Annotated in this window: 9 protein-coding genes and 1 pseudogene; all 10 read right to left on the minus strand. The window is 70.7% G+C overall.

Annotated elements, in window-relative coordinates; translation table 11 throughout:
- Positions 1-224: 224 nt before the first annotated feature.
- Entirely contained in the window at positions 225-623 is a 399-nt protein-coding gene (locus ACGFI9_RS27730) for a hypothetical protein (RefSeq protein WP_393182502.1), read from the minus strand.
- A gap of 571 nt (positions 624-1,194) precedes the next feature.
- Entirely contained in the window at positions 1,195-1,563 is a 369-nt protein-coding gene (locus ACGFI9_RS27735) for a hypothetical protein (protein ID WP_393182433.1), read from the minus strand.
- Between the two features lie 26 nt (positions 1,564-1,589).
- Positions 1,590-1,696 (minus strand): annotated as a pseudogene (locus ACGFI9_RS27740) (VOC family protein); the annotation flags it as partial.
- 77 nt (positions 1,697-1,773) lie between these two features.
- A complete protein-coding gene (locus ACGFI9_RS27745) occupies positions 1,774-5,661 on the minus strand; it encodes a DNA-directed RNA polymerase subunit beta' (RefSeq protein ID WP_393182435.1) in 3,888 nt (1,295 codons plus the stop codon).
- Positions 5,662-5,744: 83 nt separating this feature from the next.
- The gene (locus tag ACGFI9_RS27750; protein WP_393182437.1) at positions 5,745-9,176 is read right to left on the minus strand and encodes a DNA-directed RNA polymerase subunit beta; all 3,432 of its coding nucleotides are present in this window, start codon (positions 9,174-9,176) and stop codon (positions 5,745-5,747) included.
- A gap of 574 nt (positions 9,177-9,750) precedes the next feature.
- Positions 9,751-10,137 (minus strand): 50S ribosomal protein L7/L12, encoded by a 387-nt coding sequence (gene rplL, locus ACGFI9_RS27755; protein WP_393182439.1) that lies wholly within the window; start codon positions 10,135-10,137, stop codon positions 9,751-9,753.
- Between the two features lie 55 nt (positions 10,138-10,192).
- Positions 10,193-10,738, minus strand: a complete 546-nt coding sequence (gene rplJ / locus ACGFI9_RS27760; protein ID WP_130320445.1) for a 50S ribosomal protein L10 — start codon at positions 10,736-10,738, stop codon at positions 10,193-10,195.
- Positions 10,739-11,265: 527 nt separating this feature from the next.
- Positions 11,266-11,955, minus strand: coding sequence for a hypothetical protein (locus tag ACGFI9_RS27765; RefSeq protein WP_393182441.1), 690 nt, complete (start codon positions 11,953-11,955; stop codon positions 11,266-11,268).
- The gene (locus tag ACGFI9_RS27770; RefSeq protein ID WP_393182443.1) at positions 11,952-12,860 is read right to left on the minus strand and encodes an ATP-binding cassette domain-containing protein; all 909 of its coding nucleotides are present in this window, start codon (positions 12,858-12,860) and stop codon (positions 11,952-11,954) included. Before ACGFI9_RS27770 ends, ACGFI9_RS27765 begins: the two co-directional genes overlap by 4 nt.
- Positions 12,861-12,939: 79 nt before the next feature.
- Positions 12,940-13,656, minus strand: coding sequence for a 50S ribosomal protein L1 (gene rplA / locus ACGFI9_RS27775; protein WP_393182445.1), 717 nt, complete (start codon positions 13,654-13,656; stop codon positions 12,940-12,942).
- Between the last annotated feature and the right edge of the window lie 14 nt (positions 13,657-13,670).

Genomic DNA, 13,670 nt, shown 5'->3' on the forward strand with positions numbered 1-13,670 from the left:
TACCTACCACAGCCGCGCAGGTCAAAACGGAGCGGTCCGGGAGAACTGAGTCGCAGTCCGCCGGCCGGTCGCATCGTGCCTACCCGCCCGTGATGGGCACCTACGGCTACCAGTGTACCGGCTACGGCCGCGACCGGCCGGGCGGCCCCGGTTCCGCCCGCGTACCGGACGGCCCGGGACGGACGTCGCGGCCGTTCGCCCCGGTCAGCGGCCAGGACGGCCGCTCACGTGATCTGCACCACCAGGGCCACCGCGAGCCCGAGCAGGCTGAGGAGGAGCCCCACTCCCCCGCAGCTGAGGCCCGCCACGGCCAGGCCCCGCCCGGTGAACCGGACCGCCGGCGGGGGTGCCGGCCGGCGGATCTGCCGGCGGGACAACAGGCCGGCGACAATGGCGGCGGTCCCTGCGATCGCACCGAGCACGGTGAACGCCCCGGCCGCCCAGGCGCCGCCGTAGTCCGGTCCGGCGATGCCGAAGCAGAACACCAGCAGCGAGACCAGGATCGAGGCGATTCCGGTGACCAGCGACCCGATGGCCAGCCCCGAGGTCACCGGGGGCACGTCCAGGTGGACCACGCCGAACGGCGTGCCGGGGACCGGGTCGACCCGCTTCGGCGGGCGCACGGCCTCGCGCGGGGGAGGCGGCACCGCCGGCCCCGGCCGGGGACCGACCGCCGGCGGCACCGGGCCCCAGGCGCCGCCGGGCGGCACGCTTCCGGGGGCCGCCCACCCGCCGCCGGGCACCGGCCCGTTCCCCGGGTACGACCCCGGCCAGACGCCGGGCGGCGACGGCTGTTGCCCCGGGTACGCCCCGACCGGCCCACCCGGACCGACCTGCCCCGACGGCCCGGCGGGGGGATACGGGCCGACCGGCGACCAGGGCCCGCCCGGCGCGGCCGGCGGGACGACCGGCGGCGGGGCGTACCCCACGCTGGCGACCTCCGGCGGTGCGCTCGGCCCCTCGTCGGGCCCGGCCCCCGGCGCCGCCCACGGACTGGCGGGCTCGGCGCCGGGCGCGGATCCGGTGGCGTCCGGCCCGGTGACGGACCGGGTCGGGTCGCTGCCCGGCGAGGGGGCCGGTTCCGTCACGGGATCCTCCTGTCGACGTGGCGCGCCCGCCGCGCGGCGGACACCGGCCAGGCTACCGTCGCGCGGCTCGCCGGCGGGGTCGGGCGCGGGGCGCTCCCCCGCCCGGTCAGTCGATGTTCGGGGCGTAGTCGTGGCCGTAGGGGGCGTCGGCCAGCCGGACCACCCCGATCACCACCGCCGCCACCACCGCGACGGCGGCCAGCACCAGCCCGGCCCAGGCCAGCCGCTCCCCCCGGCGCAGCCAGTCGCCGCCGGTGAGGAAGCCGCCCGAGGCGTACGCCTCCCGGCGGGCCTGCCGGGAGAGCAGGAGAGCGAGGGTCGACGGCACCACCCCGCCGACGAAGAACCCGGTGAGCGCCCCGATCAGGCCAAGGGCGAAGACCGCGCGGGCCTTGGTCGAGCGGACCGGCTCAGGATCGAGCGGATGGCGCGGCGCCTGCGGGGCGACAGGCGCCTGCCCGGGCAGGGTCGTCATGCCCCCCATCATGCCCCGACCGAAGCTCAGTAGGAGCAGACCTCCAGGCGGTTGCCGAGGAGGTCGCGGAACCAGAACCAGGTGACCGGCTGGTCGGCGCACGGTTGAGCTCGCCGACCTCGGCGCCGCGTTCAGCACCACGATGTGCGACAGGTCCCGGCACACGACGAGGCCCCCGGCATCCGCCGGGGGCCTCGTCGTTCCTACTGCTTAGCGGTACGACCCGAAGTCGAAGTCGTCCAGCGGCACCGCCTGGCCGCTGGCCGGCCCGAAGCCGTAGTCGGTCTCCGGGTAGCCGGTCATCGAGTAGACCTTGGCCTTCGCCTCCTCGGTCGGCTCCACCCGGACGTTGCGGTACTTGCTGATGCCCGTACCGGCCGGGATGAGCTTACCGATGATCACGTTCTCCTTGAGGCCGATCAGCGAGTCGCTGCGGGCGTGGATCGCCGCGTCCGTCAGCACCCGGGTGGTCTCCTGGAAGGAGGCCGCCGACAGCCAGGAGTCCGTGGCCAGCGAGGCCTTGGTGATACCCATCAGCACCGGGCGACCCGCGGCGGGCTCGCCGCCCTCGGAGACGAGTCGGCGGTTCTCCGACTCGAAGAGCGCCCGGTCGACCAGCACGCCCGGCAGGAACTCGGTCGAGCCGGAGTCGATGACCGTCACCCGCTTGAGCATCTGGCGGATGATGATCTCGATGTGCTTGTCGTGGATGAGCACACCCTGCGAGCGGTAGACCTCCTGGACCTCCTGGGTCAGGTGGACCTGGACCGCGCGCGGGCCGAGGATGCGCAGCAGCTCGTGCGGGTCGATGGTGCCCTCGGTGAGCTTCTCGCCGACCTCGACGTGGTCGCCGTCGTGGGCCCGGAGCTTGACCCGCTTCGAGATCTTGTCGTACACGATCTCGTCGCTGCCGTCGTCCGGGATCACGATGATCTTCCGCGACCGCTCGCCGTCCTCGATCCGGATCCGGCCCGGGGTGTCGGCGATGGGCGCCTTACCCTTCGGGACCCGGGCCTCGAAGATCTCCTGGACACGGGGCAGACCCTGGGTGATGTCCTCACCCGCGACACCACCGGTGTGGAAGGTACGCATCGTCAGCTGCGTACCCGGCTCACCGATGGACTGGGCGGCGATGATGCCGACGGCCTCACCGATGTCGACCGACTTGCCGGTCGGCAGCGAGCGGCCGTAGCAGGCCGCGCAGACGCCCAGCTTCGACTCGCAGGTGAGCACGCTGCGCACCCGGACGGTCTCCACCCCGGCCGCGACGATCTTGTCGACCAGGATCGAGTTGATGTCCTGACCCCGCTCGGCGACCACGGTGCCGTCCGGCCCCTTGATGTCGTCGGCCAGGGTACGGGCGTGCACGCTGGTCTCGGCGTGCGTGTGCACGACCAGCTTGCCGTCCAGCCGCTCGCCGATCTGCATCGGGATGGCGCGGTCGGTGCCGCAGTCCTCCTCGCGGATGATGACGTCCTGCGAGACGTCCACCAGACGACGGGTCAGGTAACCCGAGTCGGCGGTACGCAGCGCGGTGTCGGCGAGACCCTTACGGGCACCGTGCGTGGAGATGAAGTACTCCAGCACGGAGAGACCCTCCCGGTACGACGCCTTGATGGGCCGCGGGATGATCTCACCCTTCGGGTTGGCCACCAGACCACGGATCGCCGCGATCTGCCGGAGCTGGAGCAGGTTACCGCGGGCACCCGAGTTGATCATCTTCCACAGCGGGTTCTCCTGCGGCAGCGCGGTGTCCATCTCCTTGGCGACCTCGTTGGTCGCCTTGGTCCAGATCTCGATGAGCTCGCCGCGGCGCTCCTCGGCGGTCATCAGACCACGCTGGTACTGCTTGTCGATCCGGTCGGCTTCCTTCTCGTACCGCTCCAGGATCTCCCGCTTGCGCGGCGGAGCGATGACGTCCTCCATGCCGATGGTGACGCCGGACCAGGTGGCCCAGTGGAAACCGGCCTCCTTGAGCCCGTCCAGGGTGGCCGCCAGGGCCACCTTCGGGAAGCGCTCGGCGAGGTCGTTGACGATCGCGGAGAGCTGGCCCTTGCGGATCTCGTAGTTCACGAAGCGGTAGCCCTGCGGCAGCGTCTCGTTGAACAGGACCCGGCCGAGCGTGGTCTCCACGGTCACCGGCTCGCCCTCGACCCAGCCCTCCGGCGCGACCCACGGCTCGGCGCCGGCGCCGTTGTCGACCCCGACGATGCCCCGCAGGCGGATCTTGACCGGAGCCTGCAGGTGCAGCTCGCCGTTGTCGAACGCCATCCGCGCCTCGGCGTCCGAGCTGAACGCCCGGCCCTCGCCCTTGCCCCCCGGAGTGAGGTGGGTGAGGTGGTAGAGACCGATGACCATGTCCTGGGTGGGCATGGTGACCGGCTTGCCGTCGGCCGGCTTGAGGATGTTGTTCGACGACAGCATCAGGATCCGCGCCTCGGCCTGGGCCTCGGCGGACAGCGGCACGTGGACCGCCATCTGGTCACCGTCGAAGTCGGCGTTGAACGCGGTGCAGACCAGCGGGTGGATCTGGATGGCCTTGCCCTCGACCAGCTGCGGTTCGAAGGCCTGGATGCCCAGGCGGTGCAGGGTGGGCGCGCGGTTCAGCAGAACCGGGTGCTCACCGATGACCTCCTCGAGCACGTCCCACACGACGGGCCGCTGCCGCTCGACCATCCGCTTGGCGGACTTGATGTTCTGCGCGTGGTTGAGGTCGACCAGCCGCTTCATCACGAACGGCTTGAACAGCTCCAGCGCCATCTGCTTGGGCAGGCCGCACTGGTGCAGCTTGAGCTTCGGGCCGACCACGATGACCGAACGGCCGGAGTAGTCGACGCGCTTGCCCAGCAGGTTCTGGCGGAACCGGCCCTGCTTGCCCTTGAGCATGTCGGAGAGCGACTTCAGCGGCCGGTTGCCCGGGCCGGTGACCGGACGACCGCGGCGGCCGTTGTCGAACAGCGCGTCGACGGCCTCCTGGAGCATCCGCTTCTCGTTGTTGACGATGATCTCGGGCGCGCCGAGGTCGATCAGCCGCTTGAGGCGGTTGTTCCGGTTGATCACGCGGCGGTACAGGTCGTTCAGGTCGGAGGTCGCGAAGCGGCCACCGTCCAGCTGCACCATCGGACGCAGGTCCGGCGGGATGACCGGGACGCAGTCGAGCACCATGCCGAGCGGCGAGTTGCGGGTGTTCTGGAACGCCGCGACGACCTTCAGCCGCTTGAGCGCCCGGATCTTCCGCTGGCCCTTGCCGGAGCGGATGGTCTCGCGCAGGCTCTCGGCCTCGGCGTCCAGGTCCATGTTCTGGACCAGTGCCTTGATGGCCTCGGCGCCCATGCCACCGGTGAAGTACTCGCCGAAGCGGTCGCGCAGCTCGCGGTAGAGCAGCTCGTCGGTGACCAGCTGCTTCGGCTCGAGCTTGCGGAAGGTGTCGAGGACCTCGTCGAGGCGGTCGATCTCGCGCTGGGCCCGGTCGCGGATCTGGCGCATCTCGCGCTCTCCGCCCTCCTTGACCTTGCGCCGGACGTCCGCCTTCGCGCCCTCGGCCTCCAGCTCGGCCAGGTCGGCCTCGAGCTTGGCGGCCCGCTTCTCGATCTCCGAGTCGCGGCTGTTCTCCGCCTGCCGCTTCTCGGCCAGGATCTCGTTCTCGATGGTCGAGAGGTCACGGTGACGCGCCTCGGCGTCCACGCTCGTCACGACGTACGAGGCGAAGTAGATGATCTTCTCGAGGTCCTTCGGGGCGAGGTCCAGCAGGTAACCCAGCCGGCTCGGCACGCCCTTGAAGTACCAGATGTGGGTCACCGGAGCGGCCAGCTCGATGTGACCCATCCGCTCCCGGCGGACCTTGGAGCGGGTCACCTCGACGCCGCAGCGCTCGCAGATGATGCCCTTGAAGCGGACCCGCTTGTACTTACCGCAGTAGCACTCCCAGTCCCGCTGCGGACCGAAGATCTTCTCGCAGAAGAGCCCGTCCTTCTCCGGCTTGAGGGTGCGGTAGTTGATGGTCTCGGGCTTCTTGACCTCGCCGTGGGACCACTGACGGATGTCGTCGGCGGTGGCGAGGCCGATGCGCAGCTCGTCGAAGAAGTTGACGTCGAGCACTATGTCCCCTATGTCGTCGTCTGTACTGCCTAGCTAACGGGCGGGGTTCGGGGGCCGGCGGGCCGGCCCCCGAACCACCAGCCTCAGACCTCTTCGACCGAGCTCGGCTCGCGCCGGGACAGGTCGATGCCCAGCTCCTCCGCGGCCCGGAACACCTCGTCGTCGGTCTCGCGCATCTCCAGGGCCACACCGTCGCTGGAGAGCACCTCGACGTTGAGGCACAGCGACTGCAGCTCCTTGAGCAGCACCTTGAACGACTCCGGGATGCCCGGCTCCGGGATGTTCTCGCCCTTGACGATCGCCTCGTAGACCTTGACCCGGCCGAGGACGTCGTCGGACTTGATCGTCAGCAGCTCCTGCAGGGCGTAGGCAGCGCCGTACGCCTGCATCGCCCAGCACTCCATCTCACCGAAGCGCTGGCCACCGAACTGCGCCTTACCACCCAGCGGCTGCTGCGTGATCATCGAGTACGGGCCGGTCGACCGGGCGTGGATCTTGTCGTCGACCAGGTGGTTGAGCTTCAGGATGTAGATGTAGCCGACCGCGATCGGGTCCGGCAGCGGCTCACCGGAGCGACCGTCGAACAGCTGCGCCTTGCCGGAGGAGCCGATCAGCTGCTTGCCGTCCCGGTTGGGCAGGGTCGACGCGAGCAGACCGGAGATCTCCTCCTCCCGGGCACCGTCGAAGACCGGCGTGGCCACGTTGGTGTCGGGCTCGGACTCGTGCGCGTTGATCGAGCGGAGCTGGCGCTTCCACTCGGTGTCGTCGCCATCCACGCTCCAGCCGGTCTTGGCCACCCACCCGAGGTGGGTCTCCAGGACCTGGCCGATGTTCATCCGGGACGGCACACCGAGCGGGTTCAGCACGATGTCGACCGGGGTGCCGTCCTCCAGGAACGGCATGTCCTCGATCGGCAGGATCTTGGAGATGACGCCCTTGTTGCCGTGGCGGCCCGCGAGCTTGTCACCGTCCTGGATCTTGCGCTTCTGGGCCACGTAGACCCGGACCAGCTCGTTCACGCCCGGGGGCAGCTCGTCGCCGTCCTCGCGGGAGAAGGTACGCACGCCGATGACCGTGCCGGTCTCACCGTGCGGCACCTTCAGCGAGGTGTCCCGGACCTCGCGCGCCTTCTCGCCGAAGATCGCGCGGAGCAGCCGCTCCTCCGGGGTCAGCTCGGTCTCGCCCTTCGGCGTGACCTTGCCGACCAGGATGTCGCCGGGGACGACCTCGGCGCCGATCCGGATGATGCCGCGCTCGTCGAGGTCGGCGAGCATCTCCTCGCTGACGTTCGGGATGTCGCGGGTGATCTCCTCCGGGCCGAGCTTGGTGTCCCGGGCGTCGACCTCGTGCTCCTCGATGTGGATCGAGGTGAGCACGTCCTGCTGCACGAGGCGCTGCGACAGGATGATCGCGTCCTCGTAGTTGTGGCCCTCCCAGGTCATGAACGCCACGAGCAGGTTGCGCCCGAGCGCCATCTCGCCCTCGTCGGTGCACGGACCGTCGGCGATGACCTGGCCGGCCTCGACGCGGTCGCCCTCGAAGACGACCGGCTTCTGGTTGACGCAGGAGCCGGCGTTGGAGCGGCGGAACTTGTGCAGCAGGTACGTCCGGCGGTGGCCGTCGTCCTGGTGGACGGTGATGTAGTCCGCGCACAGGTCCTCGATCACACCGCCGACCTCGGCGACGACCACGTCACCGGCGTCCACGGCCGCGCGGTACTCCATGCCCGTGCCGACCAGCGGCGACTCGGCCTTGACCAGCGGCACCGCCTGGCGCTGCATGTTCGCGCCCATGAGCGCGCGGTTGGCGTCGTCGTGCTCGAGGAACGGGATCATCGCGGTCGCGACGGAGGTCATCTGCCGCGGCGAGACGTCCATGTAGTCCACGGCCTCCGGCGGCACGTCCTCGGTCTCGCCGCCCTTACGGCGGACCAGGACGCGGTCCTCGGCGAACGACCCGTCGGACTTCAGCGGGGCGTTGGCCTGCGCCTTGACGTACCGGTCCTCCTCGTCCGCGGTCAGGTAGTCGATCTGGTCGGTGACCCGACCGTTGACGACCTTCCGGTACGGCGTCTCGATGAAGCCGAACGGGTTGACCCGGGCGAAGGTGGAGAGCGCGCCGATCAGACCGATGTTCGGGCCTTCCGGCGTCTCGATCGGGCACATCCGGCCGTAGTGGGACGGGTGCACGTCGCGGACCTCGAAGCCGGCCCGCTCCCGGGACAGACCACCCGGGCCGAGCGCGCTCAGCCGGCGCCGGTGGGTCAGGCCCGCCAGCGGGTTGGTCTGGTCCATGAACTGGGACAGCTGCGACGTACCGAAGAACTCCTTGATCGCCGCCACCACCGGGCGGATGTTGATCAGGGTCTGCGGGGTGATCGCCTCGACGTCCTGGGTGGTCATCCGCTCCCGGACGACCCGCTCCATGCGGGAGAGGCCGACCCGGACCTGGTTCTGGATCAGCTCGCCCACGGTACGCAGGCGACGGTTGCCGAAGTGGTCGATGTCGTCGGCCTCGTAGCCGTCCTCACCGGCGTGCAGCCGGCAGAGGTACTCGACGGTGGCGACGATGTCGTCCTCGGTCAGCGTCCCGGTGGTGATCGGGACGTCGATCTCGAGCTTCTTGTTGAACTTGTACCGACCGACCTTGGCCAGGTCGTACCGCTTCGGGTTGAAGAAGAGGTTGTCCAGCAGGGTCTGGGCGTTCTCGCGGGTCGGCGGCTCGCCCGGACGGAGCTTTCGGTAGATGTCCAGCAGCGCCTCGTCCTGGCCGGCGATGTGGTCCTTCTCCAGGGTGGTCATCATCAGCTCGGACCAGCCGAACTTCTCGCGGATCTGCTCCGCGGACCACCCGATGGCCTTGAGCAGGACGGTGACGGCCTGCCGGCGCTTGCGGTCGATGCGCACGCCGACCGTGTCGCGCTTGTCGATGTCGAACTCCAGCCAGGCACCCCGGCTCGGGATGACCTTGACGCTGGAGAGGTCGCGGTCGGAGGTCTTGTCCGGCTGCTTGTCGAAGTAGACGCCCGGCGAGCGGACGAGCTGGCTGACCACGACGCGCTCGGTGCCGTTGATGATGAAGGTGCCCTTGGGCGTCATCATCGGGAAGTCACCCATGAACACCGTCTGGCTCTTGATCTCGCCAGTGGTGTTGTTGGTGAACTCCGCGGTCACGAACAGCGGGGCGCAGTAGGTCAGGTCCTTCTCCTTGCACTCCTCGATCGAGGCCTTGACCTCGTCGAAGCGCGGAGCCGAGAAGGAGAGCGACATGGTGCCGGAGAAGTCCTCAATGGGACTGATCTCGTCGAGGATCTCCGCGAGACCCGAGCGTGCGTGCGGGTCGTCCGACGACCGGCCCTGCCAAGCCTCGTTGCCGACGAGCCAGTCGAAGGACTCGTTCTGGATGGCGAGGAGGTTGGGGACCTCGAGGTGTTCGGTGATCCGACCGAAAGAAACTCGGCGGGGCGCGAAAGCGCTCGACGTACGACTGGTCTTCGCAGGGCGGGAAGCTGCCAAGATGCGTCCTTCCGAGGACCGGTGCTGCAGAACGGCTGGTACGCGTGCACTCCAATGACCCCACCAGAAATATCCGTAAACGGACATTTCCGAGCAGGGGTCAAGTCGGAAGGCAGCGCAAACTAGCAGTGTAGCCGAGAGGCTAACCGCTGTCCAGCCCACCCCGCAGGTCGTCGCGGAACTTGCCTCGGGACCCCGGAAAACCGGGTCTACCGGGCCGCTCGGAACGCGACGCTCCTGCCGGTCCGCTCGGGCGTCGCGGCGGTGCTGCTGCCGCTGGTATTACCCAAGTGGTGGCCGTTGCAAGCGCGGAAGGTCTTGCTGGTGTCAGCGTGCCTGTCAGCCCGGGGCCGCGTCAAGGGCCGGTTACCGCTCGGGGTGTCTTTCCCACCGACGGGCTACCGACAGACAGCGCTGTGAAGCCGGTGCGAGGATCCTGAACGCCCTGCTCACGCCGCTGCCACCGGGACCACCAACCACAGCGGGCGGCGATCCGTTCCCGGATCACCGCCCGCCGCGACGCGGTGTGTGCCCCGGCTCACGTGAGCCGGACGCGCGTCAGGTCAACGCAAGGTCACTTGAGGGTGACCTTGGCGCCCTCGCCCTCGAGCTTGGCCTTGGCCTTGTCGGCGGTCTCCTTGTTGACCTTCTCCAGGACCGGCTTCGGCGCGGCCTCGACCAGGTCCTTGGCCTCCTTCAGGCCCAGGCCGGTCAGCTCACGCACGACCTTGATGACCTGGATCTTCTTGCCACCGTCGGCGTCGAGGATGACGTCGAACTCGTCCTTCTCCGGCTCGGCCTCGGCGGCCGGGGCACCCGGGACGGCGGCGCCGGCGACGGCGACCGGAGCGGCGGCGGTGACCTCGAAGGTCTCCTCGAACTGCTTCACGAACTCGGAGAGCTCGATCAGCGTCATCTCCTTGAACGCGTCGAGCAGCTCTTCGGTGCTGAGCTTCGCCATGTCTGGCGTCCTTTCCTGAATGGTTTAACTAAGAACGTGGGTGCGCCGCGGGGCCTCAGGCCGCCTCGGCGCCCTCCTTCTCGCGCTTGTCCTGCAGAGCGGCCGCCAGACGCGCGGTCTTGGCGAGCGGAGCCTGGAACAGGGCCGCGGCCTTGCTCAGGTTGCCCTTCATGGCGCCGGCCAGCTTCGCCAGCAGCACCTCGCGGGACTCCAGGTCGGCGAGCTTCGTGACCTCGGCCGCGGAAATGGCCTTGCCCTCGAAGACACCGCCCTTGATGACGAGCTTCGGGTTGGCCTTCGCGAAGTCGCGAAGCCCCTTCGCCGCCTCGACGACGTCGCCCGAAACGAAAGTCAGCGCGGTAGGACCGGTGAACAGCTCGTCGAGGCCGGAGATGCCCGCATCGGCCGCGGCACGCTTGGCCAGCGTGTTCTTCGCGACCGTGTAGCTGGTCTCCTTGCCGAGCGAGCGCCGCAGCTGGGTGAGCTGCGAAACCGTGAGCCCGCGGTACTCGGTCAGCACGGTGGCCCCCGCGTTGCGGAAGCTCTCGGTCAGCTCGGCGACGGCCGTGGCCTTGTCGGCCCGGATCGGCTTGTCCGCCATGTCCCTCCTCTCTCGTTGCTCGGAGCTGGTACGCCGGCGACGAGCGGAGGCTCGCGACGGCGGCGGAGGCATCACGACAACGAGAAAAGCCCCGGCGCAGGGCGCACGGGGCGAGGGCCGGCACGACGGGCGCAGTCGGCGGACCACGCACAGCACCGATTTTCGCTTGCCGCCCTGCGCGGGTCGCCCGTCATCGCGGGACCTTCGACCGTGCCGGGGCACGGTGACCAGCGGTCTCTGGGTGGAACTACGGCACAAGGTTACGCGACGTGTCCCGGTATCTCCAAATCGCCCCCGGAGTGCCCCCGGTCACCCTGCTCGGCCGGTTGATCGACTCCGGCCGCGGCAACCCGGGCCGGCATGACGCCGGGAAGTCCCGACCTGCCGCAACCGGAGTGGATCAAGGCGGCGGGCCGACCACGCCGGGCGGCGGTGGCCGGGGACCGGGCGGCGGACAGCGCACAGCGGATGGCGGGCCAGGCTGGGGGCCAGGCCGGCGGGTCAGGCGCGCGGGCCAGGCCGGGGGTTCAGGCGCGGGTGCGCCGGGCCCAGGCGTACCCGGCCAGTGCCACGGCCGCCCAGGCCACGGCCCAGGCGGTCAGCAGCAGCCCGGTGGCCGGCTCCAGGTGGCCGGCCAACGTCCGGGCGGCCGGCATCAGCGGTGGCGCCAGCCAGGGCACCGCCGAGCCGGAGAGGCCCAGCACCAGCACCCCCACCGCACCCACCGCGAGCACGGCGACGCCGTACCCGGCGCTGCGGGTGACCGCCCGGCTGGCCAGGGCGCCCAGGGCCACCGCGCCGGGCAGGGCGAGCAGGTGAGCCCAGAGGCCGAGGGCCACGCCGGCGGCCACCGACCGGTCCCCCGGCCCGGTCGGGCCGGTCACCCCGCCGACCAGCCACGGGAAGACCAGCGCGACGGCCACCGTGCCGAGCCCGGCCACCACCGCGGCGAGCAGGCCGGCGGCCCGCTCCCGGGCCGGGCCGAGCATCACGTGGGCGAGCCGCCGCTGCACGTCCGGCTCCACGTCCAGCAGGATCTTCGTCTGCCAGGCCAGCACCGGGAAGAGCACCACGGCGGAGACGCCGTACGCCTCCGCCGGCTGCGCCCGGCCGCCGCCGTAGAGGACGCCGAGGGCGAGCAGGCCGGCCAGGACCGGGGCCAGCGCCCGGCCGGTACGCAGGAAGCCGGCCAGCCGCAGCCGGACCAGCGCGGTCACCGAGCCACCTCCGCAGCCGGCCCGGTCAGGTCCCGCTCGGCTCCCGCCCCGCCGGCGGACGGCTCCCCGGCGGGTTCGACCGCGCTCTCCGGGCCGGTGACGGCACCGTCGGCGGTCCGCCCGCCAAGGTCCGGGTCCGTGCCGGCATCGGGTCGCGTGGCGGGGGGCGGGGCGGCGTGGTCGCGTACCCGCAGGACGTGGTGGCCTGCGGCGCGCAACCGGGCGACGGCGGCGGCGACCTCGGCGGCCGGGACCGCCAGCTCGACCACCGCGACGGCCGCCTCCCCGGACGGCGCCTCCTCGGTCACCGTGCCGTCGGCGACCGTCCAGTGTCGGGCGCCGGGCAGCCGGACCGTCTCGCCGCGGTGGTCGCTGACCAGCACCGTCCCGCCGTCGGCCAGCACCTCGTCGACCACCTCCGGGACCAGCTCGCGGGCGGCGGCGTCCAGCCCCTCCCAGGGCTCGTCGAGGACGAGCAGGCCGGGTGGGCGCAGCAGGGCCTGGGCCAGGCCGACCTTCTGAGCGGTGCCCTTGGACAGCTGCGGCAGCCGGACCGAGTGGAACCGGGCCAGGCCGAGCCGGTCGATCCAGTGCCGCACCGCCCGGTCCGCCTCGGGGCCGGAGAGCCCGGCGACCCGGCCCATCGCGCCGAGGTAGGCGCTTACGGTGAACGGCTGGTCGGCGGGGAACCGCTCCGGCACCCAGCCGACCACCGCGGGCCGGTCGATCACCCGGCCCCGGCTCGGTCGGAGCACGCCCGCCGCGAGCTGGAGCAGGGTGGACTTGCCCACGCCGTTGCGGCCGAGCACCACCGCCACCTCACCCGGACCGATCCGTACGTCGGTCTCCCGCAGCACCCACGGCGCGCGCCGGTGGTACCGCAGCCAGACCCCCTCCAGCCGCATGCGCCGAGCCTGCCACACCGGACAGACGAACGGGGCCCCGCCACCGGGTGGTGGCGGGGCCCCGTCAGCGCGCTGCTGCTCAGGCCTCGGCCGGAGCCTCCTGCAGGTTCTTCACCAGCTTCGGGTCGACCGGGACGCCCGGGCCCATGGTGGTGGTGAGGGTGACCTTCTTGAGGTACGTGCCCTTGGCCGCGGACGGCTTCGAGCGCAGGACCTCGTCCAGCACCGCCGCGTAGTTGTCGATCAGCTGGGACTCGGAGAACGAGGCCTTGCCGATGATCAGGTGGAGGTTGGAGTGCTTGTCCACCCGGAAGGTGATCTTACCGCCCTTGATGTCCGAGACGGCCTTGGCGACGTCCATGGTCACCGTGCCGGTCTTCGGGTTCGGCATCAGGCCGCGCGGGCCCAGGATCCGCGCGATCCGGCCGATCTTGGCCATCTGGTCCGGGGTGGCGATCGCCGCGTCGAAGTCCAGCCAACCGCCCTGGATACGGGCGACCAGCTCGTCGGTGCCCACCTCGTCGGCACCGGCGGCGGCGGCCTCCTCGGCCTTCGCGCCGGCGGCGAAGACGATCACGCGGGCGGTCTTACCGGTGCCGTGCGGCAGGTTGACCGTGCCACGGACCATCTGGTCCGCCTTGCGGGGGTCGACGCCGAGGCGCATCGCGACCTCGACCGTGGCGTCGAACTTGACGGAGGTGGTCTCCTTGGCCAGCTTGACGGCCTCGGCGGGAGAGTAGAGCTTCGACCGGTCGATGACCTCGGCGGCCTTGCGGTAGCTCTTGCTGCGCTGCATTTCTCGTTACTCCT

The organism is Micromonospora sp. NPDC048930 (genome assembly GCF_043197935.1).
Taxonomy (GTDB): domain Bacteria; phylum Actinomycetota; class Actinomycetes; order Mycobacteriales; family Micromonosporaceae; genus Micromonospora.

Excerpts from the sequence above, each read along its gene's own strand:
- ACGFI9_RS27770 (WP_393182443.1), bottom strand. The coding sequence starts at position 12,860 with ATGCGGCTGGAGGGGGTCTGGCTGCGGTACCACCGGCGCGCGCCGTGG.
- rplA (WP_393182445.1), bottom strand. The coding sequence starts at position 13,656 with ATGCAGCGCAGCAAGAGCTACCGCAAGGCCGCCGAGGTCATCGACCGG.
- ACGFI9_RS27735 (WP_393182433.1), bottom strand. The coding sequence starts at position 1,563 with ATGACGACCCTGCCCGGGCAGGCGCCTGTCGCCCCGCAGGCGCCGCGC.
- rplL (WP_393182439.1), bottom strand. The coding sequence starts at position 10,137 with ATGGCGAAGCTCAGCACCGAAGAGCTGCTCGACGCGTTCAAGGAGATG.
- rplJ (WP_130320445.1), bottom strand. The coding sequence starts at position 10,738 with ATGGCGGACAAGCCGATCCGGGCCGACAAGGCCACGGCCGTCGCCGAG.